Annotated in this window: 26 protein-coding genes and 1 pseudogene; 15 read left to right on the top strand and 12 right to left on the bottom strand. The window is 61.4% G+C overall.

Annotation, left to right across the window (positions count from 1 at the left end):
• Window positions 1-53 precede the first annotated feature (53 nt).
• The 6 genes and pseudogenes from ACWPW0_RS07245 (at window position 54) to ACWPW0_RS07270 (ending at window position 7,651) form a co-directional block, all read left to right on the top strand.
• The gene (locus ACWPW0_RS07245; RefSeq protein ID WP_454254880.1) at window positions 54-890 is read left to right on the top strand and encodes an SDR family NAD(P)-dependent oxidoreductase; all 837 of its coding nucleotides are present in this window, start codon (window positions 54-56) and stop codon (window positions 888-890) included.
• A 510-nt stretch (window positions 891-1,400) separates the two neighbouring features.
• On the top strand, window positions 1,401-3,680 hold the full coding sequence (locus ACWPW0_RS07250) for a beta-agarase (protein ID WP_454254881.1): 2,280 nt from the start codon (window positions 1,401-1,403) through the stop codon (window positions 3,678-3,680).
• 137 nt (window positions 3,681-3,817) lie between these two features.
• Window positions 3,818-4,963 (top strand): serine hydrolase domain-containing protein, encoded by a 1,146-nt coding sequence (locus tag ACWPW0_RS07255; RefSeq protein ID WP_454256708.1) that lies wholly within the window; start codon window positions 3,818-3,820, stop codon window positions 4,961-4,963.
• A 69-nt stretch (window positions 4,964-5,032) separates the two neighbouring features.
• Window positions 5,033-5,677 (top strand): annotated as a pseudogene (locus ACWPW0_RS07260) (OmpA family protein); the annotation flags it as partial.
• A 60-nt stretch (window positions 5,678-5,737) separates the two neighbouring features.
• Window positions 5,738-6,385 carry a pyridoxamine 5'-phosphate oxidase gene (gene pdxH, locus ACWPW0_RS07265; protein WP_454254882.1) on the top strand — a complete coding sequence of 216 codons (648 nt, stop codon included), beginning with the start codon at window positions 5,738-5,740 and terminating at the stop codon, window positions 6,383-6,385.
• A gap of 126 nt (window positions 6,386-6,511) precedes the next feature.
• Window positions 6,512-7,651 (top strand): glycerate kinase, encoded by a 1,140-nt coding sequence (locus tag ACWPW0_RS07270; RefSeq protein WP_454254883.1) that lies wholly within the window; start codon window positions 6,512-6,514, stop codon window positions 7,649-7,651.
• Here ACWPW0_RS07270 and ACWPW0_RS07275 read toward each other — a convergent pair.
• On the bottom strand, window positions 7,636-7,872 hold the full coding sequence (locus ACWPW0_RS07275; RefSeq protein WP_454254884.1) for a hypothetical protein: 237 nt from the start codon (window positions 7,870-7,872) through the stop codon (window positions 7,636-7,638). The genes ACWPW0_RS07270 and ACWPW0_RS07275 overlap by 16 nt on opposite strands.
• A 155-nt stretch (window positions 7,873-8,027) precedes the next feature.
• Between ACWPW0_RS07275 and ACWPW0_RS07280 the strand changes: the two genes are divergently transcribed.
• On the top strand, window positions 8,028-8,492 hold the full coding sequence (locus ACWPW0_RS07280; protein WP_447590508.1) for a glycine zipper 2TM domain-containing protein: 465 nt from the start codon (window positions 8,028-8,030) through the stop codon (window positions 8,490-8,492).
• A gap of 53 nt (window positions 8,493-8,545) precedes the next feature.
• Here the strand turns inward: ACWPW0_RS07280 and nhaA are convergent, their stop codons facing one another.
• The gene (gene nhaA / locus ACWPW0_RS07285) at window positions 8,546-9,721 is read right to left on the bottom strand and encodes a Na+/H+ antiporter NhaA (RefSeq protein WP_454254885.1); all 1,176 of its coding nucleotides are present in this window, start codon (window positions 9,719-9,721) and stop codon (window positions 8,546-8,548) included.
• Between the two features lie 239 nt (window positions 9,722-9,960).
• On the opposite strand from nhaA, the gene ACWPW0_RS07290 reads away from it, so the two are divergent.
• Window positions 9,961-10,839, top strand: a complete 879-nt coding sequence (locus ACWPW0_RS07290) for a DMT family transporter (protein WP_454256709.1) — start codon at window positions 9,961-9,963, stop codon at window positions 10,837-10,839.
• A 63-nt stretch (window positions 10,840-10,902) separates the two neighbouring features.
• On the opposite strand, the gene ACWPW0_RS07295 is transcribed toward ACWPW0_RS07290, so the two are convergent.
• Window positions 10,903-11,571, bottom strand: coding sequence for a COG3650 family protein (locus tag ACWPW0_RS07295; protein WP_454254886.1), 669 nt, complete (start codon window positions 11,569-11,571; stop codon window positions 10,903-10,905).
• Window positions 11,572-11,701: 130 nt separating this feature from the next.
• Here ACWPW0_RS07295 and ACWPW0_RS07300 point away from each other — a divergent pair, with 130 nt between their 5' ends.
• Genes ACWPW0_RS07300 through ACWPW0_RS07310 form a run of 3 tightly spaced genes read left to right on the top strand, consistent with a single transcriptional unit; the run spans window position 11,702 to window position 13,062 of the window.
• Window positions 11,702-12,355, top strand: a complete 654-nt coding sequence (locus ACWPW0_RS07300) for a YceH family protein (RefSeq protein WP_454254887.1) — start codon at window positions 11,702-11,704, stop codon at window positions 12,353-12,355.
• Window positions 12,355-12,654 carry a DUF5629 family protein gene (locus ACWPW0_RS07305; protein WP_447590517.1) on the top strand — a complete coding sequence of 100 codons (300 nt, stop codon included), beginning with the start codon at window positions 12,355-12,357 and terminating at the stop codon, window positions 12,652-12,654. The genes ACWPW0_RS07300 and ACWPW0_RS07305 overlap by 1 nt, the downstream gene beginning before the upstream one ends.
• A gap of 12 nt (window positions 12,655-12,666) precedes the next feature.
• Complete coding sequence (locus ACWPW0_RS07310) at window positions 12,667-13,062, top strand: DUF488 domain-containing protein (RefSeq protein ID WP_447590518.1); 396 nt, start codon at window positions 12,667-12,669, stop codon at window positions 13,060-13,062.
• 14 nt (window positions 13,063-13,076) lie between these two features.
• Here ACWPW0_RS07310 and ACWPW0_RS07315 read toward each other — a convergent pair whose 3' ends face one another.
• From ACWPW0_RS07315 to ACWPW0_RS07350, 8 genes are all read right to left on the bottom strand, one after another.
• Window positions 13,077-13,328 carry a helix-hairpin-helix domain-containing protein gene (locus ACWPW0_RS07315; protein ID WP_447590520.1) on the bottom strand — a complete coding sequence of 84 codons (252 nt, stop codon included), beginning with the start codon at window positions 13,326-13,328 and terminating at the stop codon, window positions 13,077-13,079.
• 52 nt (window positions 13,329-13,380) lie between these two features.
• A complete protein-coding gene (locus tag ACWPW0_RS07320) occupies window positions 13,381-14,013 on the bottom strand; it encodes a DUF998 domain-containing protein (protein ID WP_454254888.1) in 633 nt (210 codons plus the stop codon).
• Between the two features lie 110 nt (window positions 14,014-14,123).
• Complete coding sequence (locus ACWPW0_RS07325) at window positions 14,124-14,411, bottom strand: putative quinol monooxygenase (RefSeq protein ID WP_454254889.1); 288 nt, start codon at window positions 14,409-14,411, stop codon at window positions 14,124-14,126.
• 239 nt (window positions 14,412-14,650) lie between these two features.
• Window positions 14,651-15,352, bottom strand: a complete 702-nt coding sequence (locus ACWPW0_RS07330) for an ABC transporter ATP-binding protein (protein ID WP_447590525.1) — start codon at window positions 15,350-15,352, stop codon at window positions 14,651-14,653.
• A 3-nt stretch (window positions 15,353-15,355) separates the two neighbouring features.
• Entirely contained in the window at window positions 15,356-16,123 is a 768-nt protein-coding gene (gene livG, locus ACWPW0_RS07335; RefSeq protein WP_447590526.1) for a high-affinity branched-chain amino acid ABC transporter ATP-binding protein LivG, read from the bottom strand.
• Window positions 16,120-17,391: a high-affinity branched-chain amino acid ABC transporter permease LivM gene (locus ACWPW0_RS07340; protein ID WP_447590528.1), complete on the bottom strand. Its 1,272-nt coding sequence runs from the start codon at window positions 17,389-17,391 to the stop codon at window positions 16,120-16,122. The genes livG and ACWPW0_RS07340 overlap by 4 nt, the downstream gene beginning before the upstream one ends.
• Window positions 17,388-18,311, bottom strand: coding sequence for a high-affinity branched-chain amino acid ABC transporter permease LivH (gene livH / locus ACWPW0_RS07345; RefSeq protein ID WP_447590530.1), 924 nt, complete (start codon window positions 18,309-18,311; stop codon window positions 17,388-17,390). Before livH ends, ACWPW0_RS07340 begins: the two co-directional genes overlap by 4 nt.
• Before the next feature lie 156 nt (window positions 18,312-18,467).
• Window positions 18,468-19,589, bottom strand: a complete 1,122-nt coding sequence (locus ACWPW0_RS07350) for a branched-chain amino acid ABC transporter substrate-binding protein (RefSeq protein WP_454254890.1) — start codon at window positions 19,587-19,589, stop codon at window positions 18,468-18,470.
• A gap of 290 nt (window positions 19,590-19,879) precedes the next feature.
• Here ACWPW0_RS07350 and ACWPW0_RS07355 point away from each other — a divergent pair, with 290 nt between their 5' ends.
• From ACWPW0_RS07355 to ACWPW0_RS07370, 4 genes are all read left to right on the top strand, one after another.
• Window positions 19,880-20,197: a DUF2288 domain-containing protein gene (locus ACWPW0_RS07355; protein ID WP_447590534.1), complete on the top strand. Its 318-nt coding sequence runs from the start codon at window positions 19,880-19,882 to the stop codon at window positions 20,195-20,197.
• A gap of 62 nt (window positions 20,198-20,259) precedes the next feature.
• Window positions 20,260-20,619: a DUF5064 family protein gene (locus ACWPW0_RS07360; protein WP_454254891.1), complete on the top strand. Its 360-nt coding sequence runs from the start codon at window positions 20,260-20,262 to the stop codon at window positions 20,617-20,619.
• Window positions 20,620-20,670: 51 nt separating this feature from the next.
• Complete coding sequence (locus tag ACWPW0_RS07365; protein WP_454254892.1) at window positions 20,671-21,561, top strand: NAD(P)-dependent oxidoreductase; 891 nt, start codon at window positions 20,671-20,673, stop codon at window positions 21,559-21,561.
• The gene (locus ACWPW0_RS07370; RefSeq protein WP_454254893.1) at window positions 21,558-22,346 is read left to right on the top strand and encodes a hydroxypyruvate isomerase family protein; all 789 of its coding nucleotides are present in this window, start codon (window positions 21,558-21,560) and stop codon (window positions 22,344-22,346) included. Before ACWPW0_RS07365 ends, ACWPW0_RS07370 begins: the two co-directional genes overlap by 4 nt.
• Window positions 22,347-22,408: 62 nt before the next feature.
• Here the strand turns inward: ACWPW0_RS07370 and ACWPW0_RS07375 are convergent, their stop codons facing one another.
• Window positions 22,409-24,583, bottom strand: coding sequence for a hypothetical protein (locus ACWPW0_RS07375; RefSeq protein WP_454254894.1), 2,175 nt, complete (start codon window positions 24,581-24,583; stop codon window positions 22,409-22,411).
• Window positions 24,584-24,695: the final 112 nt, after the last annotated feature.

Raw genomic sequence — 24,695 nt, forward strand, 5'->3', positions numbered from 1 at the left:
AGGGCGTATCCGCACTTCGCGCCGTTCCATTCCCCATCGCCAAGGAGCGGTGCATGACGTCGACATCCCGTTCGATTCTGATCACCGGTTGTTCGACCGGCATTGGTTACGCCACGGCGCTCGCCTGTCGGACTGCAGGCTGGCAGGTGTTCGCATCGGCGCGCCAGCCCGAGGATGTCGCGCGTTTGCAGGGGGATGGATTTGCTGCGGTGCAACTCGACCTGAACGACTCCGCCAGTATCCAGCGCGCGCTGGCATGGGTGCTGGAGCAGACTGGCGGCGGGCTCGATGCCTTGTTCAACAACGGCGGCTATGGCCAGCCGGGTGCCATCGAGGATGTGCCGCGCGAGGCCTGGCGCGAGCAGTTCGAGGCCAATGTCTTCGGTCCGGTGGAGCTGACGGCCGCCGTGTTGCCAATCATGCGCAGGCAAGGGCATGGTCGTGTGTTGTTCAACAGCTCGGTGTTGGGCTACGCCGCATTGCCTTTGCGTGGCGCCTACAACGCGTCCAAGTTTGCCATCGAAGGGTTGGTCGATACCCTGCGCCTCGAGCTGCACGGCAGTGGCATCGATGCGGTGCTGATCGAGCCAGGGCCGATCATCGCGCGGTTTCGCGCCAACAGCCTGCTGGCATTGCGCAAACACGTCGATACCGAGCGCGGCGCCCATGTTTCTGCCTATGCCCAGATGCAGGAACGCCTGGCCAGGGAAGGTGCGGCGGTCAAGTACACCCTGCCTGCCGAGGCGGTGGCCAATGTGGTACTGCAGGCGCTGGAGTGCCGTACCCCACGTATCCGCTATCCGGTGACGGTACCGGCCAAGCTATTTCGTGTGCTTAACCGACTGTTGCCGGATCGGCTGCTCGATCGTCTCAAGCGGTCGGCGGTATGACGCAGGGTTATGATCAGGTAGCGGGGATTTGCCGCTGGCATGAGTGCTCATCCAGCTCGATGCCCGCTACCGGGCACTGCCGTACTGGTGGATAAGAAAAGCGTCAGCTACGCGCCCCGACCCACCCGATGAAGAATCTCGACAGCAGTATCCAGCTGTAAGGTGGGCAACGCGAAGCGTGTCCACTACGGCCCAAATTCCCAGCCCTCCAGCAACCATGTAGGGTGGACGAAGGCGTAGGACAGGGAACCCCTGGCGCCTGGTGACGTCTTCAACACTGACGTTTTGCGCAGGTCCGCAGCCAGTAGCTGGGTTGAACTGCATCTGATTGGCTGCATACAGGCCTGGCGGGCCTGAAAACCACTATCCTTGGGCATTGCGTCAGCGTTTTGGTGAAATATTTTCCGGATAAACAATAGTTGGGGCGCCCATACTTTTGCCTCACGATTTACGTGAAAATATCGACTGATTTCCACTGGGCTTCGGAGCGTTCGTTGAATGAGGGGTTTCATGGGGCACGAGAGAAAACTGCAGGCCACGTTGTTGCTGGTTTTGCTGAGCGTTGCCGGTGTGGCTGTGGCCAAGGATGAAACATTGTTCAATTTCGTGCGCCCGCTGGATGCGGTGCAAGTCACTACCGAGCAGGCCAATCTGCCCGAACTGACCGCCGAGCCCAACGCCGAGGGCGAGGTGCTGCGCCGCGTGGTTTTTAATGCAGCTGAGCGTCCAACTCTTCGTCTGCAACCTCAGAGCGGGGAGTGGGACTGGTCGAAACAGCGCGCCATGAGCCTGCGTGTACAGAATGCGATGGACTGGGCCATTACCCTTGAAGTCCGTATCGAAAGCACGGATGGCAAAGTACTCAGCAGCCGCATCGCTTTGCCTGCCGGCCCGGCGCAGACGCTTCTGATGCCACTGGCCGCCACGTCACCGCTGGCTCAGGGCATGCGTGCCGGTCCGCCCATGCCGTTTGCGTTCGAGAATCAACGGGTACTGTTGGCGGAAACCGTCAGTGGCGAGCTGACGGCTGCACAGGTCAAGTCCGTCAGTCTGTTCCTCGACAAGCCGAACGCGCCGCAGAGCATTCTGCTTGGGCGTTTTGGCGTGCAGAGCTCGGGCGCGGCGCAACAGGCCGCCTACAGCGGTATCGTCGATGCCTGGGGCCAGTACAGCCGGGGCCAGTGGCCAGAAAAGATCAGCAGTGACAAACAACTGCGCGAGGCGGCTGCTCGCGAGCAGGCTCAATTGAAAAACTGGTTGCAGAAGCGCCCTGAGCTGGACCCCTTTGGTGGCCTGCTCAAGGGGCCACGTTTCGAGGCCAAGGGTTTCTTCCGCGCCGAGAAGCAGGACGGCCGCTGGTTTCTGGTGACGCCAGAGGGGCATCCGTTCTATTCGCTGGGCGTCAATGCGGTCAGCTCCCACCAGAGCCAGACTTATATCGAAGGCCGGGAGGGCATGTTCAGTGCGCTGCCCAAGCCGGATGATGCGCTGGCAACCTACTATGGCAGCAGCGATAGCCGACGTGACACCGGTGCCAACCGTGGCCGGGCATTCGACCAGGGGCGCTGGTTCGATTTCTATCGCGCCAACCTGCAGCGCACTTACGAACATCCTTGCCCGCATGCCGGAAGTGCAGCAGCCGTGCAGGCATCCGTCGCGCCATGCGCAGGGCCGGGCTTCGATTCACCTCGCTGGACTCAGCACAGCCTTGATCGCCTGCTCGGGTGGGGCTTCAACACCCTGGGCAACTGGAGCGATGCCGAGCTGGGTGCCGCCAAGCGCATGCCCTATACCGTTCCGCTGTCGATTTCCGGCGACTACGCGATCATTAATACGGGCCTGGACTGGTGGGGCGGCATGCCTGATCCGTTCGACCCGCGCTTCGCCATGGCGGCTGAGCGGGCCATCGCGATTGCCGCTCGTGATCGTCGCGACGATCCCTGGTTGCTTGGCTTCTTCGCCGATAACGAGCTGGCCTGGACGGCGCCCGGCAATGATCCCCAAAGCCGCTACGCCCTGGCCTACAGCACATTGCGCCTGACCACCGATGTGCCAGCCAAGCGCGCCTTCCTCAAGCAGTTGCGTGACAAGTACCGTAACCAGGATGGCTTGTCCAAGGCGTGGGGCATTCAGTTGGGTGCCTGGGAGTTGATGGAAGACCCGGGCTTCGAGGCGCCACTGCCGAGCGCTGAACATCCGGCCATCGAACAGGACCTGAAGGCATTCCAGCGCTTCTTCGCCGACACCTACTTCAAGACCATCTCGGATTCGCTGAAGTGGCATGCTCCCAACCACATGCTGCTGGGTGGTCGTTTCGCCATCAGTTCGCCGGAAGCCATCGAGGCCTGTGCCACGTACTGCGACGTGATGAGTTTCAACTTCTACGCTCGCGAGCCGCAGCAGGGCTATGACTTCGCCACGCTGCGGGCGCTGGACAAGCCGATATTGATCACCGAGTTCCACTTTGGCTCGCGTGACCGTGGCCCGTTCTGGGGCGGTGTGGTCGAGACCTACAAGGAAGAGGAGCGTGGCCCGGCCTATGCGCACTTCCTGGCCAGGTCCCTGGAAGAGCCGAGTATTGTTGGCGTGCACTGGTTCCAGTACCTCGACCAGCCCGTCAGTGGGCGCCGCCTGGATGGCGAGAATGGCCACCTGGGCTTGTTGGGAATTACCGACCGACCATGGCAGGGCTTCGTCGAGGCCGTACGCAAGGCCAACCTGAGCGCGCCGGGCGTGTTGCTCAAGGCTGCCGCGAGGCCTGCCGAGCCGGGTAAAGCTGCCACACCCTGAGAATATTTCTAACGCTGTATGGCCGACAGTCAGAAGAAGCGTAAGCACGTTCTGAGCGCAGGCTGTCGGCCAAGATTCACATTCACAGCCGGGGCTGTAACAATGCCCCGGCTTTATTTTGAATTAGGGGGATGCAGGTGCAGATACAGGGCCATTTCGACCTGCGGTTCGAAGCGCTGAAAGAGGCGTTCGCCGAATTATTCAACGATACGCAGGAACGGGGCGCTGCACTGTGCGTGCAGGTTGGTGGTGAAACCGTGGTCGACCTGTGGGCAGGTGTTGCCGACAAGGATGGCGAGCAAGCCTGGCACAGCGACACCATTCTCAATCTGTTTTCCTGCACCAAGCCCTTCGCTGCTGTGGCCGCGCTGCAACTGGTCGCCGAAGGCAAGCTTGAGCTGGATGCCTCCGTCGCGCGTTATTGGCCGGAGTTCGCCGCCGCCGGCAAGGAGCGCATAACGGTCCGCCAACTGCTGAGTCACACTGCGGGCTTGCCAGCCCTGCGTGAGCAATTGCCCGCTGAAGCATTGTACGACTGGACACAGATGACCCAGGCGCTGGCCGCCGAACAGCCCTGGTGGACACCTGGCGAAGGCCACGGTTATGCCGCGATCACCTACGGCTGGTTGATTGGCGAGGTGTTGCGTCGGGTCGATGGGCGCGGGCCGGGAGAAGCCATCGTCGCGCGCATCGCCAAACCGCTCGGGCTGGACTTTCATGTTGGCCTGGCCGATAGCGAATTCGAGCGCGTGGCGCATATCGCCCGCAAGAAGGGGGACATGGGGGACGCCGCTGCGCAGCGCCTGCTCACGTGCATGATGACTGAGCCAGCATCGATGACCACGCGAGCGTTTGCCAACCCGCCGTCGATTCTTACCAGTACCAACAAGCCTGAATGGCGCCGCATGCAGCAGCCTGCTGCCAACGGCCATGGACACGCGCGCGCGCTCGCCGGTTTCTATGCCGGGCTGCTGGACGGCAGCCTGCTGGAAGCCGAGCTGCTCAACGAAATGACCCGTGAACATGCCAATGGCGAAGACAAGACCCTGCTGACCCGTACCCGTCTGGGCCTGGGGTGCATGCTCGATCAACCGGATGTGGCGAATGCGACGTTCGGCCTTGGTCACAAGGCGTTCGGTCATCCCGGTGCTGGCGGTTCGGTCGGTTTTGCCGACCCGGAGCGCGAAGTGGCATTCGGTTTCGCCACCAACAGCCTCGGGCCTTATGTACTGATGGACCCACGTGCGCAGAAGTTGTCGCGCATACTGGGCCAATGCCTGTAAACAACCCTATTCCCGGCGTGGCGATGGACGCCCGCTACCGATCAATTTCTTACTGACTGTGGATTTCAAATGCTCTCGACCAGACCCCTCGCGTTGCTGCTGTGCCTTGGCCTGACTGGCTGTGCCGGTTTTTTCGACAAGTCCGACAAGGCCGAAAAGCCTGCTGTGCCGGAAATCAACCAGAAGGTGACCCAGGCTTGGCTCGACGAGTATGAGCCACGCCTTCGCGAGGCGTTGAAGGATAGCCGCTTCGAGCTGGAGCGTCGGGAAAACGTACTGGTAATCACCGCCCCGGTGGATGGCTCGTTCAACCCCGATCGGCCGAACATGTTGCTGCCGGTCACTCTGGGGCCGTTCACCCGTGTCGCCAAGATGCTGGAGCAGGACCCGCGCACAGCGGTGCTGGTACTCGGTCATGCCGATAGCAGTGGCAGCCTCGAGGCCAACCGCAAACTCAGTGAAGACCGCGCCAAGGCCGTGGCGGCGATCTTTCGCCTCAGCGGGTTGCAGCGTGATCGCCTGTTGCTCAAGGGCGTCGGCCCGGATATGCCACGTGCTGCCAATGACAGCGTTGAAGGACGTGCCTTGAATCGCCGTGTCGAAATGGTCCTGACGCCGCAAGACACCCTGGTGGCCTTGCTTGTCCAGTACAGCAACCCGGCTCCCGCTTCGGCTCCGGCCCCAGCCGTGGTAGTTGCCGATAAAGCTGCTCCAGGTCAAACCAAGAAGGCATTGGCCAAGTAAGCTGGACCTATTGTTCACGGAGCCTGAGTCATGTCCCAGTCCCTTGCTGATATGCGTCGCGAATACACCCGCAATGGCCTCAGCGAAGACCAGGCACCGGATGAGCCCTTCGTCCTGTTCCAGCACTGGTTCGCCGATGCGGTAAAAACCGAGCAGCTACCGGTGGAGCCCAACGCAATGATGCTGGCGACGGTTGATGAGCAGGGGCGGCCGCATAGTCGGGTGCTGCTGCTCAAGGGGCTGGATGAGCGAGGTTTTACCTTCTTCAGCAACTACGACAGTGCCAAAGGCCAGCAATTGGCTGCGCGGCCCTTCGCGGCGATGACGTTCTTCTGGCCAGCCCTGGAGCGTCAGGTGCGGATCGAGGGGCGGATCGAGCGGGTCACGGCTGACGAGTCGGACGCCTATTTTCAGGTGCGACCACTGGGCAGCCGCCTGGGCGCCTGGGCTTCACCGCAGAGCCGGGTCATCGAAGGGCGTGGCGAGCTGGAAGGCCTGCTGGCGGATACGGAAAAGCGCTTTCTCGACCAAGCACCGCATTGTCCGCCCCACTGGGGTGGCTACCGACTGCTGCCGGATCGTATCGAGTTCTGGCAGGGACGCCCCAGTCGCCTGCATGACCGTCTCAACTACCGACTGCAGGACGCTGGTTGGGTGCGTGAACGCCTGGCTCCCTGAGCACCTGTCTACGACTCCTGCGGCGATACCTCGTCAGGTCTTGTCTGGTTCTACCGCCAGGGCTGCAAGCAGGTGCTGAGCCGTAGGTGTTGACCTGTCGGGTGTCGTGCCCGCCACGAGGACTGCATGAAAGTCGTCATAGCTCCGGATTCTTTCAAGGAAAGCCTCTCTGCCGCCGAGGTCGCAGCGGCTATTGCGCGTGGCTGGGCGCAGGTATTCCCTGACGCGCAGATTGTGTTGCAGCCCATGGCCGATGGCGGCGAGGGCACGGTGGATGCGCTGCTGGCCGCGACCGGTGGCGAGCGGCGCGAGTGTCAGGTGCGCGGGCCAATGGGCACGCCGGTGGCAGCACACTGGGGCTGGTTGCCAGGCCGCACGGCAGTCATCGAGATGGCCGCTGCCAGTGGGTTGCACTGGGTCCCGCGCGAGCAGCGTGATGCTACGCGCGCTACTACCTATGGTACGGGTGAGCTGATTGGTCAGGCGCTGGATGCCGGGGCTGTCCGGATCATTCTCGGCCTCGGTGGCAGTGCGACCAACGATGGTGGCGCCGGTCTGCTGCAGGCATTGGGTGTGTGCTTGCTTGATGATCAGGGGCGCGAGCTGGCGCCTGGTGGCGCTGCATTGGCGGGCCTTGCCCGGTTGGACCTGTCCGGCCTGGATGCACGTCTGCAGGGTGTCCAGGTGGATGTGGCGGCCGATGTCGATAATCCCCTGTGCGGCATGCAGGGGGCCTCTCAGGTATTTGGCCCGCAGAAAGGGGCGAACCCGACTCAGGTGGAGCAGTTGGACGCGGCGCTGAATCACTATGCGCGCATCGCGGCTGAGACGCTGGGCGAAGATCACCGCCAGTTCCCAGGTGTGGGCGCGGCGGGCGGGTTGGGTTTCGCTGTTCGGGCTTTTCTGCAGGCCGGTTTTCGTCCTGGTGTGGAGTTGGTGGCCGAGGTTTCAGGCCTGGCCCAGGCACTCGAGGGGGCGGATCTGGTTATTACCGGAGAGGGGCGCCTGGACGCCCAAAGCCTGCACGGCAAGACACCCGTTGGTGTGGCGCGTATCGCGCAGGCCGCGGGTGTGCCGGTCATCGCGCTGGTCGGTAGTCTGGGTGAGGATTATCAGAAGTTGTACGAGGCGGGTATCGAGGCTGCCTTCAGCCTGGCGCCGGGCCCGATGAGCCTGCAGGCCGCGCTGGATGGCGCAGCGGGTGAACTGCAGGCACGCGCCAGTGATATCGCTCGCCTGTGGCGTCTGGCTCAGTCGGCCCGATAGGTCAGGGCGGCGTTTTCCAGCCAGGGCTGCAGATCTCGGCGCTTGATCTTCGACTTACGGGCTTCTCCCAGGCGTTCGAGCATATAGGCGCGCTTGTCCGGGTCGCTGCCTGCCAGAGACAGCGCCAGATCGCGGTCCATCCAGCGCTTGATGCGCAGGTAAAGCCAGCCGTGGAAGTACAGGCCAGCGGCCGTGGTGATAAAAACGATGAAATAGTCCATTGACCTGCTCACTGCGACAACTGCGCTACCCTAACTAAATATTGTGCGGCACAGAATCGGACTTTTTGCCGCGCCGTGTATCTAAGGGAATACCGCGCACTGGTTCGTAGTGTCAGGCGGGTTCTAATGCAGTACTGCCATATCGGAGAGAGACTATGCGTACATCGATGCTGATAACCGCGACATTCACCGCTCTGGCCCTGACGTTGGGTGGTTGCGCATCCAACCTGAGCGGAGACAGCTACAGCCGTGACGAAGCGCGCAAGGTGCAGACCGTGCGCATGGGCACCATCGAATCACTGCGTCCAGTGAAGATCGAGGGCACCAAAACACCAATCGGTGGTGGCGCAGGTGCGGTAGTCGGTGGCGTGGCCGGTAGCGGTATCGGCGGGGGCCGAGGCTCTGCGGTGGCAGCGGTGATTGGCGCAGTTGCGGGCGGTTTGCTGGGCGCCGCGACGGAAGAGGGCCTGACCCGTACCCAAGGTGTTGAAATTACTGTGCGTGAAGATGACGGCACCATGCGCGCCTATGTGCAGCAGGTGGAGAAGGACGAGATCTTCCGCGTGGGTGAGCGTGTTCGCATCATGACCGTCGACGGCACCAGTCGCGTTACCCATTGAGCGACAGGTCGATGAAAAAAGCCGGCATATGCCGGCTTTTTTCTGCCCGATATTCAGGCCTTTCGCGGGGCCGCTGCCGCGGTAATGGCGTAACCGATCACCGCTGCCAGCACCGAGCCGGTCAGGATGCCGATACGGTCTGCGCCAGCGTATTCGCTGACACCAGGCGGAAAAGCCAGGGATCCGACAAACAGGCTCATGGTAAAACCAATGCCGCACAGTACTGCCACACCCAGCACCTGCCCCCAGTTGGCCTCGGCCGGCAAACGGGTGATGCGTGCCTGGACGGCCAGCCAGGTCAAGCCGAAGACCCCCACCGTCTTGCCCAGCAGCAGGCCGGCGGCGATACCCAGAGGTACCGGACTGGTGAAGCTGGAAAGGGTCAGGCCTGCCAGTGGTACGCCGGCATTGGCGAAGGCGAACAGCGGCAGGATGGCGAAGGCGACCCATGGATGCAGCGCGTGCTCCAGCGCGCGGGCAGGCGAGGGTGTGTCACGCGCCGTGCGCAGTGGAATGATCAAGGCCAGGGCGACTCCGGCCAAGGTGGCATGCACGCCGCTTTTAAGCACGCATACCCATACCAGCAAGCCAATCACCAGATAGGGTCCGAGGCGCGTGACGCCCAGGCGGTTGAACAGCATCAGCAGAGCGAGCAGTCCGGCAGCCAGCATCAGCGACAGGGTCGATAGCTCGCTGGAGTAGAACAGGGCAATGACGATGATCGAGCCGAGGTCATCGATGATCGCCAGCGTCATCAGGAACAGTTTCAGGGACAGCGGCACACGCTTGCCGAGCAGGCCGAGTACCCCGAGGGCGAAGGCGATATCTGTAGCCATGGGAATGGCCCAACCACTGGCGGCTGCCGGGTTGTCATGGTTGAAGAACAGAAACACCAGCGCGGGGACAACCATGCCACCCAGCGCTGCGGCGCCCGGAAGGACCAGTTGCGACGGCTTGGCCAGATGCCCCTCAAGGACTTCGCGCTTGATTTCCAGGCCGACGATAAGGAAGAACAGGGCCATCAGCCCATCGTTGATCCACAGCAGCAGGGGCTTGGCGATATTCAGGGCGCCGATTTGGACGACCACGGGGGTTTCCAGCAGGCCGTTGTAGAGGAAGGCCAGCGGCGAATTGTTGATGCTCAGGGCCAGTACAGCGGCGGCGATCAGCAGCAGGCCGCTGGCTGATTCGAGCTGAAAGAAACGGGTGACACGGTTACGTAGAGACAAGAACACACACTCCTGGAGCCAATTGCAGCCACCACCCTACCCGGTACTAGAGGTTTATAAAACAAAAGTTATATTCTTTTTCGTTATTAAAACGGATGCGTTCGCCCCTTCGGCTGACGACCGTTTAGAGATTTTCGAAAGCGGGTCGTCTCTGTGTTGCTCAGCTCTGCGGCTCTATACTGCGTCTTTGCCAGATGTAGAGGTGTGTAGTGCACAGAGCACAGGGGCCAGGGCTGGCGATGGTTTGCCTGGTAATTGCCATGGCATTGTGGGGCAGCTCTTTCATCGCCTTGAAGTTCGCCTTTAGTGAACTACCGCCGATGTGGGTGATTTTTGGCCGTATGGCGCTCGGCAGCTTGGTTTTCCTCCTGGCCTGGCGCTGGCGAGGACGCTTGCGCTACCTGCGTGGCGACTGGAAGTACCTGCTCGGCCTGGCGGTGTGTGAGCCTTGTCTGTATTTCATTTTCGAGGCATTGGCCCTGCAGCGCACCAGCGCCGCGCAAGCCGGGATGATCACGGCCTTGCTGCCGTTGCTGGTGGCAATAGGTGCCTACCTGTTCCTGCGCGAGCGTATCACCCGGACCACGCTGGCTGGTTTCGGCTTGGCAGTGATCGGCGCCGTATGGCTGAGCCTGGCTGGCGAAGCAGACGAAAGTGCGCCTGCGCCGATGCTCGGCAACTTCTACGAATTTCTCGCCATACTTTGTGCCATGGGCTACACGCTGTTGCTGAAGTTTCTCTCCGAGCGTTATTCGGCGTTCATCCTGACTGCCATGCAGGCCTTCATCGGCTCCCTGTTCTTTCTGCCATTGGCGCTCATGACTGAGCCTGTCCCTCAGGCGTTCAGTGCACTCGGCGTGGGCTCGGTGATCTACCTGGGCGTGCTGGTCACGGTGGGCGCTTATGGCTTGTACAACTTCGGTGTCAGCCGTTTGCCAGCGAGTCAGGCATCAGGCTTCACCAATCTGATCCCGGTGTTCACTCTGGTGTTTGCGGCGATCTTCCTGGGGGAGCGTTTGAACACCCTGCAGTATGCAGCGGCAGCACTGGTGTTCATCGGCGTGGTGCTGAGCCAGTGGCGTAGCACGGCGCGCGCGCCGGCAGGGATTCTCGACTGAGGGGCAAGCACTGAGCAGGAAGGAGGCGAGCATCGGAGAATGTCGCCTGTCGCTAAATGCGTGTCAGCGGTTTCGCGCGCCACCCAGCGAGGCGCAACCGCGATGGACGACGCCGTCCAGGCGCAGTTCGGCGCTGAGGTGCTGGATGGCACCGCTCATGGTGTCCGTGCAACGTTGTGGGGCGACCCAGAGCTCGAAACGCTGCCCATTGGCCTCGCTGCTGAGGTTGAAGCTGCCATCCGGCAGGGTTTCCTCCAGATACGGTAGGGCCAGCGGTGGTTGGCCGGGGCGCATCAAGGCCAGTCCCTTACCGGTGACATTCACGCTCCAGTCCGGCTCATTGCCGGAGGCACGCAAGATCAGGCGCTTGAAGTCGGGGTCATCGCAGCCATGCCCCTCATGTTGAATGCGATAGAGCTGGGTGAGCTTGAGCTGACCGTCGGTGTCGGCCACCGCGCCGGCGCGAAGCTGGCCGCTGAGGTCGGCGAACACAGGGCCGCCGCCATCGGCAAGCAGGCCAGAGATTTCACGCATGAGGTCCGGGTTGCCGTCGCTGCTGAAGCTGAACGTGCGTTGGTCCTGGCAGGGGCGGAACAGCAGTTTGCCCTTGCTGGTGCCCAGTTCACCCTGCAGGCGCTGCCCCAGCACTTCCGGCTCGGCTTTGGTAGCGAACAGCTGGCAGCCGGCAAACAGCGGCAACAAGGCAAATAGCAGGCAACGGACGGGGGACATGGACAGGCTCTCGTGCAGGGAGCGGTCACGTTACCCACAGCGTGCGGCGATCTCAAGGGGAAGCGGGAAGGCAGAGCGTTGTGAAGAGACATGTGGCAGGCTACGTCCTTTAAATTGCCAGGGAGCCATCATGTCTAACGATCTCGACGCCCAAACGGAACTGGACCCGCTCAGTGCCATCGAGGTCCGTGTACTGGGATGCCTGATCGAGAAGCAGGCCACCACGCCGGAAACCTATCCACTGACCGTCAATGCAACGGTTCTGGCCTGTAATCAGAAAACCAGCCGTGAACCCCTGATGAGCCTTACCGAAGGCCAGGTCGGGCAGGCACTGCGCAGCCTCGAAGGGCGTGGCTTGAGCCGCTTGGTCATGGGAGGGCGGGCTGACCGCTGGGAGCAGCGGGCGGAAAAGACCCTGGAACTGGTCAAGCCGCAGTTGGCACTGATCGGCCTGCTGCTGTTGCGTGGGCCGCAGACCATCAATGAGTTGTTGACCCGCAGCAACCGCTTGTTCGCCTTCGAGGATGCCGCCGAAGTGCAGCACCAACTGGAGCGTCTCGCGGTCCGTGGATTGGCCAGCCTGTTGCCACGCCAGGCGGGGCAGCGTGAAGAGCGTTACATGCACTTGCTGGGCGAGCCTGCGGACCTGGAGGCGTTGCTGGCCAGTCGTGGTAGTACCGAAAGTGCGCCGCGGGCTGTCGCTGACGAGAGCCGTCTGGCCGAGCTGGAGGCACGTATCGTGGCGCTGGAAGAGCGCCTGGCACTGCTCGAGGGGCGTGAATGATGACCGATAACCCTGATCTGCTTGGCGAACTGCAGCAAGCCGACATGTTGATCATTGATGATCTGCATGCCTGGCAATTCACGCTTGGTGAGCCGGCTGAGGCCGAGCAGCCATTGCTCCGAGTGGAATGCATGGATGGTCGTACTCATCGTGTCTGGAGCTTCTCCGCCACTGAGGTAGCGGCCGCCAGCTACAGTGTTGAAAGTGGCAGCTGGGCGATTGCCGATAGCACGGGCAATCACGTGCTCACGTGTCTGGGTGCCACGGTTGGCAGCAATGATGAGGATGACGAAGGCTAGAGAGGCGTCGCGGTGATCCAATGCAAGCGGGTCTATTTACCAGCCAGTGAGGAAGACGGTGCTCGTGTGCTGGTCGATCGCCTGTGGCCACGAGGGTGCCGCAAAGACGTCCTGCACTTGACCACTTGGCTGCGTGAAGTCGCCCCTTCTACGCAATTGCGTCAAGCATTTGGTCATGACCCCGCGTTATTCGGTGAATTCCGCCAGCGCTATCGGGCCGAGCTGGCGGCTCATCCCGAATATTGGCAGGGGCTGTTGGGCTTGGCTGGCAAAGGTAGGCTGACATTGTTGTTCGCGGCCAAGGATGAGCAGTGCAACAACGCCCGGGTGCTGGCCGAGTTTCTTGACGACGAGTTGGAGCGGCGAGGGCCGTCAAGTTCGCCGGTGTGCTATGCCGGCGAGGTGTGACCTGACGAGCGATGTCAGCCGGCCCCTCCTGGCTGATGCGATTGCGCCAGCGAGATAGCCGCCTGGATGGCAGCGCGCGCTTGTGGGCTGTTCTTCCAGCAAGTCGAGCCGACACTGGCAGCGGCTGAACTCACGATATCCAACGCATTGGCCTGGCTCAGTTGCTCGAGTGAGTCGAACCCCATTTGCTCGAGCCGCATGATTACCGTATCGCCGACACCTTTGAGGCTCAGTAGCGCTTCACGTTCTTCTGGTGGGAAGGGCATGGGTTCTCCTTGATTCGTGGTGGCCTTGCGTGGGCGTTCAGTAGGCGCCTGGCTATCGATGCTGCCTGCGCAGCAGTACCCAGGCCAGTCCTGCTACCCAAAGCAGCGAGGCGCCGTAGTTGATGCGTTGGTACAGACCGAAGCCTTGCCCCGACTCGACGGCTGCTCCCATCAGTGGCAACACGGCCAGCGCTGCGACAGTGCAGGCGAGGGAAAAGAAGGCGAAGCCCCGGCGGTTCAGCAACTGCAGTGCGAGGTATGTCCACAAGGCGCTGGCGAGGACCAGCGAGAGAAACATGACCAGGCCTGCCAGGTTATGCAGCGATTGGCTGGTGGAAGGGTTTTCCAGGCCGCAAGCCACATCGCAGGAGAAATAGCCGGTGGCGGAGCTGGCCAGGCCATGCAGGGCGATCAGCGCGCCGCTTGCCTTGGCCGGCCAGGACTGTTTGAACGTGGCATAGACGGCCAGGCCGAAGGCGATGAACAGGACTCCGAGCGGATAGTTGTTGATCAGCGGCGATATCTCGTGGGTGGGGGCTCCCAGTGCACCAAGCTCGCTCATGGCCTGATCGATATGGCTGTATCCGGGGTAGAGTGCGCCCGTCACGGCAACACCAATTAGCAGCCAGAACGGGGTGAGGAGGCCAAGAACATAGTAGTACGGGGAAATCCGCTGGTTTGGCATGTAAGTACTCCGTGCCATGGGGTAGTCATCTGGCGGCGTTCGCTGGGCGCCAGGCGCAATTGGTGTGAAGCCACAGCCCGGTTATAGGGCACAGCCTTTATCTGGGTTATTCAACTGAATGGGTCCATGAGCAGGTAAGTACCGGCCTGCCGTTGGTGGGCATCTATCTTTGGCACCAGGGTGCGGAAGTGTTCCGTCTGGCAATGGAAGTCCAGTGCTGCTCGGTCTGGCCATTCCTCGATGAAAATGAAATGGCCGGGGTCTTTCTGGTTGATATGCAGGGTGTAGGCAATGCAGCGTTCTTCCTGCCGAGTTTTCTCCACCAGTTCGCGGTAGTACGGCATGACTGCTTCTACGTACTCCGGCTTGATGAAGTCCTGAGCGATGACCTTGAGCATGGGGGCGCGTTCCTGGTGCTGGGGGCGGCTAGTCTATACCGAGGGCCTCCAGTCAATGTCTGCACGTGGCAGTAAACGGTGATCTTCGGATTTTCGTTGTAGCGGATCTGAGGTTGTCCGAGGTGCGGTGGTCGCTGTATGGGGCAGGCCGTGGTGAACCGGCCAAATCCGACCGTACCCTCCCTGAGGCCAATAAAAAACCGCCCCGGAGGGCGGTCTTGGTCAGGCGCTATCAACAATCAGCCACCCAGGTAAGCGTCGCGTACCTTGGGGTCGGCCAGCAGGTCGGCGCCGCTGCCCTGCATGACGATTCGCCCGTTCTCCAGTACATAGGCGCGGTCGGCCAGCTTGAGTGCCTGGTTGGCGTTCTGCTCGACGAGAAACACAGTCACGCCGTCCTCGCGCAGTTGCTCGATGATGTCGAAGATCTGCTGGATGATGATGGGCGCCAGGCCGAGTGACGGCTCGTCGAGCAACAGCAGTTTGGGCTTGCTCATCAGGGCGCGGCCAATGGCGAGCATCTGCTGCTCGCCGCCCGACATGGTGCCGGCACGTTGGGCCAGGCGCTCTTTCAGGCGCGGGAACAGGTGCAGGACCTTGTCCAGTTGTTCCTGATTGCTCGCCTTGCTGCCGAAGAAGCCGCCCATGGCCAGGTTTTCCTCGACGGTCAGGCGGGCGAACACGCGGCGACCCTCGGGAACCACGGCAATGCTCTTGCGCATGATGTCGCAGGAGTCCTGGCCGACCAGTTCCTCACCCAGGTAACGGATGCTGCCGCTGGCCGCGCGGGGCGAGCCGCAGAGGGTCATCAGCAGGGTCGACTTGCCGGCTCCGTTGGCGCCGATCAGAGTGACGATCTCGCCTTTCTGTACCTCGATGCTGACGTCATGCAGGGCCTGGATCTTGCCGTAGAAGGTGGAGACGTTGTTGAAGCTCAGCATGGGTTACGCCTCCCCCAGATAGGCTTTGATCACATCCGGGTTGTTGCGGATCTGCTCGGCGGTGCCATTGGCCAGCGGGGTGCCCTGGTTGATCACGTAGATGTAGTCGGAAATGCTCATGACCAGCTTCATGTCGTGCTCGATGAGCAGGACAGTGACGTTGTGATCGTTGCGCAGCATGGCGATCAGCGCCTTGAGGTCTTCTGTCTCGCGCGGGTTGAGGCCGGCAGCCGGTTCGTCGAGCATGAGGATGCTGGGGCGCGTCATCATGCAACGGGCGATTTCCAGGCGGCGCTGTTGGCCGTAGGCGAGGGTGCCGGCGGGACGGTTGGCGATGTCGGTGAGGTTGACCTGCTCCAGCCAGTAGGCGGCATATTGCATGGCCTCACGCTCGCTGCGGCGATAGGCGGGCGTCTTCAGCAGACCGGAGAGGAAGTTGGTGTTGAGGTGGCGGTGCTGGGCTACCAGCAGGTTTTCCACAGCGGTCATGTCTTTGAACAGACGCACGTTCTGGAAGGTGCGCACCACACCTTTGCGGGCGATCTTGTGCCCCGGCAGCCCCTCTATCGCTTCATCGTTCAGGCGGATGCTGCCGGAGGTCGGCTGGTAGAAGCCGGTCAGGCAGTTGAATACGGTGGTCTTGCCGGCGCCGTTCGGGCCGATCATCGACACCACCTGTTTTTCCTTGACGGTCAGGCTCACCCCGTTGACGGCCAGCAGGCCGCCGAAGCGCATGGTGAGCCCGCTTACATCGAGAATCGCGCGGCTCATTGCTTCAACTCCAGGTGGGGACGCTGCATCGGCAGCAGGCCCTGTGGACGCCAGATCATCATCAGGACCATCAGGGCACCGAACATCAGCATGCGGTATTCGTTGAATTCGCGTGCCAGCTCGGGCAGCAGAATCATCATGATGGCCGCGAGGATGATGCCCAGTTGCGAGCCCATGCCGCCCAGCACCACGATGGCGAGAATGATCGCCGATTCGATGAAGGTGAAGGACTCCGGCGAGACCAGGCCCTGGCGTGCGGCGAAGAAGCTACCGGCAAAGCCGGCGAAGGTGGCGCCCAGGGTGAAGGCCGAGAGTTTGATGATGGTCGGGTTCATGCCCAGCGCGCGGCAAGCGATCTCGTCTTCGCGCAACGCTTCCCAGGCGCGGCCGATGGGCATGCGCAGCAGGCGGTTGATCACAAAGAGCGTGAGCAGTACCAGCAGCAGGGCGATCAGGTAGAGGAAGATCACCTTGTGCACCGAGTTGTAGGCGATGCCGAAATACTCGTGGAAGGTCTGCATGCCCTCGGCAGCGCGGCGGTCGAAGGTCAGGCCGAAGAAGCTCGGCTTGTCGATGCCACTGATGCCATTGGGGCCGCCGGTGATGTCGGTCATGTTGCGCAGCAGCAGGCGAATGATCTCGCCGAAACCGAGGGTCACGATGGCCAGGTAGTCACCGCGCAGGCGCAGCACCGGAAAGCCCAGCAGGAAGCCGAACAGGGCAGCCATCATCCCCGCCAGCGGCAGGCAGATCCAGAAGCCGAAGCCGTAGTAGTGCGAGAGCAGGGCGTAGGTGTAGGCCCCGACTGCGTAGAAGCCGACGTAACCCAGGTCCAGCAGGCCGGCGAGGCCGACCACGATGTTCAGGCCGAGGCCGAGCATCACGTAGATCAGGATCAGCGTGGCGATGTCCACTGCACCACGGCTGCCGAAGAACGGCCAGGCCAGGGCGACCACGATCAGGCCCAGGATGATCCAGCGCTGGGTCGAGGGCAGGGTGAAGAAATTGCTGGCCTTGCTGGGAATGGCGGGCAGCTTCGGGGTGTTGTCCCAGGCGGTCTGTACCTTATCGCGGAACAGTTGCCAGAAGAACATGGCAATCGCACAGCCGGCGATGGTCCAGAGCACCGCGGGGCTGGCACCGTGGACTTCCAGCTTGATGCCTACGGTGGTGAGTTTCAGACCCAGCACCGGGTAGGCAACGGCCAGTACCAGCAGGGCACTGAAGAAGGCGGTTTTGACGCGCTTGTTCGTAGTCGGGGCGGTCATACTTTTTCCACCTCAGGACGGCCAAGAATGCCGGTTGGGCGGAACAGCAGAACCAGGACCAGCAGACCGAACGACACCACATCCTTGTACTGGTCACCGAAGATATCGGCACCGAAGGCTTCGGCCACGCCCAGCAGCAGGCCGCCAAGCACCGCGCCAGGGATGCTGCCGATACCGCCGAGTACGGCAGCAGTGAAGGCCTTGATACCGGCGAGGAAGCCAATGTTCGGGTTGATCACGCCATACTGCATGCCCAGCAGGACGGCGGCTACGGCTGCCAGGGCGGCGCCGATGACGAAGGTCAGGGCGATGATGTTGTTGGTGTTGATGCCCAGCAGGTTGGCCATCTTCAGGTCTTCGGCGCAGGCGCGGCAGGCGCGGCCGAGGCGCGAGCGAGAGATGAAAAGCGTCAGGCCGACCATGGCCAGGAAGGTGACTGCGAAAATCAGGATCTGCATGTAGGACACGACGATGCCGTTCATGCTGTCTTCACCGATGATGAAGTTACCCGGCAGCAGGGACGGAATGGCTTTTTCCTTCGAGTTCTGCGAGAGCATGAGCATGTTCTGCAGAAATATCGACACGCCGATTGCCGAGATCAGCGGGATCAGACGGTTACCGCCGCGTAGCGGTCGGTAGGCGATTCGTTCGATGCTGTAACCATAGGCACTGGTGACGATCATGCTCGCGGCGAAGGCGGCGATCATCATCAGCGGCACGCTGTCCAGACCCATCATGGCGAGTAGGGTGATGGCGATGAAGGCGATGTAGGAGCCGATCATGTACACCTCGCCATGGGCGAAGTTGATCATGCCGATGATGCCGTAGACCATGGTGTAGCCAATGGCGATCAATGCATAGGTGCTGCCGACGGTCAGGCCGTTCAGCAACTGTTGCAGGTAGTGATAGATGTCAGGCATGGGAATCTCTCGCTGAACGTCCCGCACAGGATACCTGTTGGGCGTTCGGCTCGCAGTTGGTTGCCAGGACTGCGCCGGGAAGCGGGGGCAGACACTGGAGCGCTGCTAAAACAAAGCCCACGAAAAGACGTGGGCTTTGTGATTACAACGGATTGCTTATTTGACTTCGGTCTTGCTGGCGTCTTTGTGCCACTCGTAGACGGTGAAGTCGAAGTTCTTCAGGTCGCCCTTGTCGTCGAAGCTCAGTTCGCCGGTAGGGGTGTTGAAGGTGTTGCTGCGCAGTGCTTCGGCAACGGCTTCCGGATCAGTCGAGCCGGCTTTCTCGATGCCTTGGGCAATGACGGAAACCGCCGAGTAGGACGGCAGAACGAAGATGCCGCTCGCGTCCTGCTTCTTGGCCTTGAAGGCTTCAACCAGCTTCTGGTTCTTCGGGTCCAGCTCGAATGCGCGTGGCAGGGTAGCCAGCATGCCTTCGGATGCGTCACCGGCAATGGCGGTGATTTCGCTGTTGCCGACACCTTCCGGACCCATGAACGTGGCGTTCAGGCCGGCCTGTTTGGCCTGGCGCAGCAGCAGGCCCATTTCCGGGTGGTAGCCGCCGAAGTAGACGAAGCTGACACCGGCTTTCTTCAGTTTGCTGATCAGGGCGTTGAAGTCTTTATCACCTGCGTTCAGGCCTTCGAAGACCGTTACCTTGACGCCAGCGCCTTCGAGGGTTTTCTTGACCTCGGTAGCGATGCCTTCGCCATATTGCTGCTTGTCATGCAGCACCGCGATGGTCTTGTCCTTGTAGTGGCTGGCGATGAACTTGCCGGCTGCCGGGCCTTGCATGCTGTCCAGGCCGATGGTGCGGAAGATCAGCTTGTAGCCACGAGCGGTGATTTCCGGAGCGGTGGCCGACGGGGTCACCATCAGTACGCCTTCGTCTTCGTAGATGTCGGTAGCCGGCTGGGTGGAGCTGGAGCACACGTGGCCGACCACGAACTTGATGCCATCATTGACCACTTTGTTGGCGACCGCGACCGCTTGTTTCGGGTCGCATGCGTCGTCATAGACAACGCCTTCGAGTTTGGCGCCGTTGACGCCGCCAGCGCTGTTGATCTGCTCGATGGCCATCAACGCGCCAGCGCGCTGCATGTCGCCATACTGGGCTACAGAGCCGGTGACCGGGCCTGCCAGGCCGATCTTGATGGTGTCGGCTGCCATCGAGTAGCTGGCGACGCCAGCTAGAGCCATGGCGGCGAACAGCTTGGATACGTGCTTGCTAGCCTTATTCATAGTGCTCCACTCTTTTTTAGTTTTTCGTTGTTGTAATCCATGCGCCGAAGCGGGTGGACCGGATTGGCATCCCCCGGTCATATGTCCGGCAACTGTACCGGCACAGTGTAGAACTCCATTTCGCGGCTTGAAAAGCCGACAATCCGGAGCATTCCCAGGTGTGTCGCTTAATTGAAACAAACATACAGAATAACGGCGCTGCTCTGGAGGCGACTTGCCATGCGGGTTGAAGCGCACGTTTGCGTCTGCGGGCGCTATCATGACCGCCGTTTTTTCACCGAGTGCGCGCCATGACAGAAGAACCTAGCACCCTCTATGCCAAATTGCTTGGCGAAACCGCCCCGATCACCTGGCAGGAACTGCAGCCCTTTTTCGCCCGTGGGGCGTTGTTGTGGGTCGATGGCACCCTGGATCTGGTCGAAGTCGCGTTGGCTGTGGCCGAGAATAGCCAGGTAAAAGTAGCGCAATGGCTGGAAAGCGCCCAGGTGACCAAGGTCGAAGTTGCGCTGGCGGAAGATCTGCTGGCGCGTGATCCGGCCCTGTGGGCGGTGGTGGTTGCACCATGGGTGTTGGTGCAGGAGCGAGTAACCGCTAACGTGCTGCACTGAAACAGTGCTCAGGGGCAAAAGCGCCTAGACTGACTGTTCCCGATTGATCAGGAGAGAGGCCTATGTTCACTCCCGGCCATTTGCATCGCGCCAGTTTGCCTGGCCAGCCGGAATTCACGGTCGACCTTTACTATGAGGTTCGCCACGATGCCCAGGAGGGGGCGATGCTGCACATGCGTCTGCAGGGCGTTGTGCAGGGGCAGGCATTCGAGGACACGGTCGAACTGCATCGCGACACGGCTTTCAATTTTGCCAGCGTCGCCACACGCCTGGCCGCCAAGCATGGTTTGCAGATACCCAGTGGGCTGATCATGCACAGCCATGCCGAGTTCGACCTCATGTTCGAGGACATTCGTCAGTTGCTCGACGCGCACCCCGGTGACAGTGTCGATCTCGATCACCTGGAAAAGGACAGGCTGTAGCCGCTTACCCACAGGCCTTGCCCCTTCGTGGCCTTCGACTGGAGTCGTTCGATGTCTTCTTCTCTGCCTGTGCTGGCGTTCGCCGGCATCGGACTGATGGGCCTGCCCATGAGCCAACGCCTGCTCGCCGCAGGTTTTACGCTGCATGTGTGGAATCGCTCCGCTGACAAATGCCAACCTTTGCTGGAACACGGTGCCATTGTGGTGCCGACACCGGGCGAGCTGTGTGAGCAGGCGGATGTCGTGATGCTGTGCCTGGCCGATACGGCAGCGGTGCGTGAGGTGGTTTTCGGTGCAGGTGGCATTGTCGAGCGTGCTCGGCCAGGGCAATTACTGGTGGACTTTTCCAGCCTGGAGCCGGCGGCTACCCGTGAAATGGCTGCAGAGCTGGAGCAACGCACGGGCATGCGTTGGGTCGATGCGCCAGTTTCGGGCGGTACCGCTGGTGCACAGGCTGGCAGCCTGGCGATCATGGCTGGCGGCCGCCACGAGGATATCGAGCGTGTGCGACCGATACTCGCTCATGTTGGCCAACGCCTGACGCGCATGGGCGAGGTCGGCGCAGGCCAGGTGACCAAGGCCTGTAACCAGATGATCGTCGCCTGCAATGCACTGGTGATTGCCGAGGTTGTGGCGCTGGCCGAGCGTGCAGGGGTCGATGCCGCGCTGATTGCGCCAGCGCTGGCGGGTGGCTTTGCCGACTCCAAACCCCTGCAGATTCTCGGCCTGCAGATGGCCGAGCGTTGCTTCGAGCCAGTCAAGTGGCACGTCCGCACGTTACTCAAGGATCTGGACAATGCGGTGAAGCTGGCGCATGAGCAGGGTAGTGCCACGCCGATGACTGGCCTGGCCGCCCAATTGATGCGTTTGCACGGCGGTCACGGTTATCTCGAGCAGGATCCTTCTACACTGGTGAAACTGTATCTCCCGGAGCTCGTATGAAGATCGCCGCCAACCTGTCCTTGCTGTTCAGCGAGTTGCCTCTGATCGATCGGATCGTTGCAGCATCTGCCGCAGGTTTTTCGGCGGTGGAGATCCAGTTTCCCTACGAGGTTCCGGCGCTGCGTCTGAAGGAGGCTCTGCAGAGGGCTGGTATGCCGCTGGTGTTGATCAATCTGCCAGCCGGCGATCTGTTGACCGGTGGCCCGGGATTGGCCGCCGTTCCCGCGCGCCAGACCGAGTTCGACGCAGCCTTGCGCGAGGCGCTGACCTATGCGGCGATGGTGCGCCCAGCTTGTGTCAACGTCCTGCCGGGGCGGCTGGCAGATGGCGTGACGCGCGATGAGGCCATCACCACCCTGACGGCCAACCTGCGTCAGGCTGCCGAGGCGTTTGCGCCGCTGGGCATACGCGTGCTGTGCGAGGCGATCAATCCGCTGGATATGCCTGGTTTCCTGATCAACACCCCGGAGCAGCTCGATGACTTGCTGCGTTCGGTCGATCACCCCAATTGCCAGGCTCAGTACGACCTCTATCACATGGCGCGCCAGGGGCTGGACGTCGTGGCTGGGATTCACCTGCTGGCCGGTCGCATCGGCCATGTGCAGTTTGCCGATTGCCCCGGGCGGGGCGAGCCAGGGACCGGCGAACTGCAGTTCCCTGTTCTGCTGCGGGCCCTGGAAGAGTCAGGCTATCGCGGTTGGCTGGGGGCCGAATACAAATCGCAGCGCCCGACCATGCATGGCCTGAGTTGGCTGCATGAGTGGGAGGCGGCCTTCAACCGCTAAGCAATCTGCTCATGAAAAAGGGCCTGTAAAGACAGGCCCTTTTTATTGGTGCAGCGCGCGGATCAGGCTTTGTCGGTGTAATCGTTGAGCGAGATGACGCGGGTCTTGCCGACGCGGTGGCGGTAGATCTCGCGCAGGTACTTGATGGCCTTTTTCACGCTGTCGCGCGACAGGCGGATGTCGTTGATCGAGACGAACTTGTCCTGATCATTGATCAGCTCGCGGTACTTCTTCTCGTACATTGGCTTGATCGCATACCAGTTGGTGTCGAGGATCTTCGCCGGGTTCTCGTGTTCGTTGAGCATGGCCTCGATGCGCTCTTCATCGAACTCGTCGGAGACGATGAATTCGAGCATGGCGTTGTCCAGGCTGTCGTCGTAGCGGAACTGGTCACGAGCGAAGCAGCGCTTGATGAAGGCCACGATCAGGGTCAGGAAATCGTCCGACAGGCATGGGCTCTTGACGATCAGGGTGGTCAGCGACAGGTTGGCAGAGGCGCCGATCACCAGCGCGTAACGCTTGAGGGTGGTGTTGGGGAACAGGCTGTTGAGGTGGGTCTTGAGCCGGTTCAGGTCCATGTAGGACAGCTTGTAGTCCTTGGGCAGCGAGACGATCGACACCACCGAGGAACAGTTCTTGAAGAAGTGCAGGTCGCTCAGGGCGCTGGCGTCGTAGTTGGACTTCTTGTACTGCTCCAGCGCCGCGCGGTAGCGCTTGGATTCGATCGGCAGCAAGCTGATGCCTTCGATGGCCTGGGTCGCCTTGTTGAAGTGCGGCAGATCGATGGAGCGGAAGAACAGGTCGTCGATGTTCAGGCGTGCTGGTTCTTTCTCGAACACCTTGAACTTGTCTGCCGGGGTTGGCGGTGCCTGTTCGGCGACCACCGATTCGGCATAGGCCACGGCAACCGGGCCGGCCAGGCTCATGAACAGGTCGTTGGCGTCGAGGCGGATGGTCTCGCCAATGTCGATACCCGCACGGCGGAAGTAGTTCTGGTCGTAGTCGGTGGTGACAGCCTGGGCGGTGAGGATGTTGAAGATCTGCTGCGAGATGTACTGGTTGGCGTGACGCTCCATGGCGTTGACGTCGATGTTCTGGATGTTGCCGCCGTCGCTTTCCTCGGCATAGCGCATGATGTCGTTGGAGATCAGCATCATCGCGTTCCACGGACGGATACGACGCATCACGCTCTCTTCACCGGTTTCCTCGTTGTCGAAGTTGTAGGAGAAGTCCCACTCCTCGGCGAGGTACTTGCACAGCAGGCGACCGGCGTTGATGTGCAGGGCTTCGGACATCTCGATGCGTTGGTCGGAGATGTTCGGCAGGATGCAGATACCGCTGGTGAAGATCGGCTCGAAAACGAAGGAGTGGTCGCGGTTGTCGTCGTTGGCCTGCTCGGGCTTGGTCTCGAAGGTTTTGCTCATATAGGCGAACTGTTGCGCTAAGCCGAACTCCGAGGCCATGCCCGAGCCGGTACCGCCGCCAGCGCTGAAGATGTAGAAGTACAGCCGCGACTGGTTGGCCTTGATGCCGCAGGAGTCGATCAGGTAGCTGTGGATGAACTTCCAGTCCGCATTGGAGAAACGCTGGGTGTCCTTGTTGAGGATGATCTTGGCGAGGTACTGACCGAGGATCGGTGCGTTACCGGCGCCGCCGGCATGCACCTCGGACAGGTCCATGATCTTCATCTTGCTGTAGTCGCTGAGAAAGCCGCTTTTCTCGGTCTTGCGCGAGAAGCGGATACGTCCTTCGATGTCCTTGTCCAGGTCGCCGAGCATGACCAGGGGCTCGATCAGGAATACCGGCTTGGCAGCGCGGCTGGATGACAGGCGCAGGTTGTTGCGAATCCAGCTGTTGGGCCGCTGTTCATTGGCGGCCTTTTCCTGGTTGCTGAATTCGTTGAGGTAGAACTTGCGGGCGTTGTACACCAGCGAGGCGACGTCCAGGGCGATATTGGAGCCGCAGCGACCGAGGCCGATCAGGCAGACCGAGGGGAAGTGCTGGGCGGAGCGCGATTCACTGCCGTCGTCATTCAGCACCTTGGGAAACACCCGCTCGCGCAGGCCGTCGAGGTTTTCCAGGATGCGGTCGATGTCCCGCTCGGTGAAGTACATGTACTGCTCGCCATTACCCGGCACGCTTGGCAGCAGGGCCGTACGGGGTGGTGCATCGGCTACGGGAACGGCCAGGGAGCGCGGCTCGGAAACGGTGGAATCTGCATCTTTTTTTGTTTTCATAATCGATATTCCAGCGAGTGGGCGAGGGGGCTGCTGCGCACGGACCATGGGGCGTTGCCTGGGATGGCTGCCGTGGCAGGGCTCTGTTCAGGTACGGTGCATCACGATTGTT

It is taken from the genome of Pseudomonas sp. Marseille-Q8238, assembly GCF_965111915.1.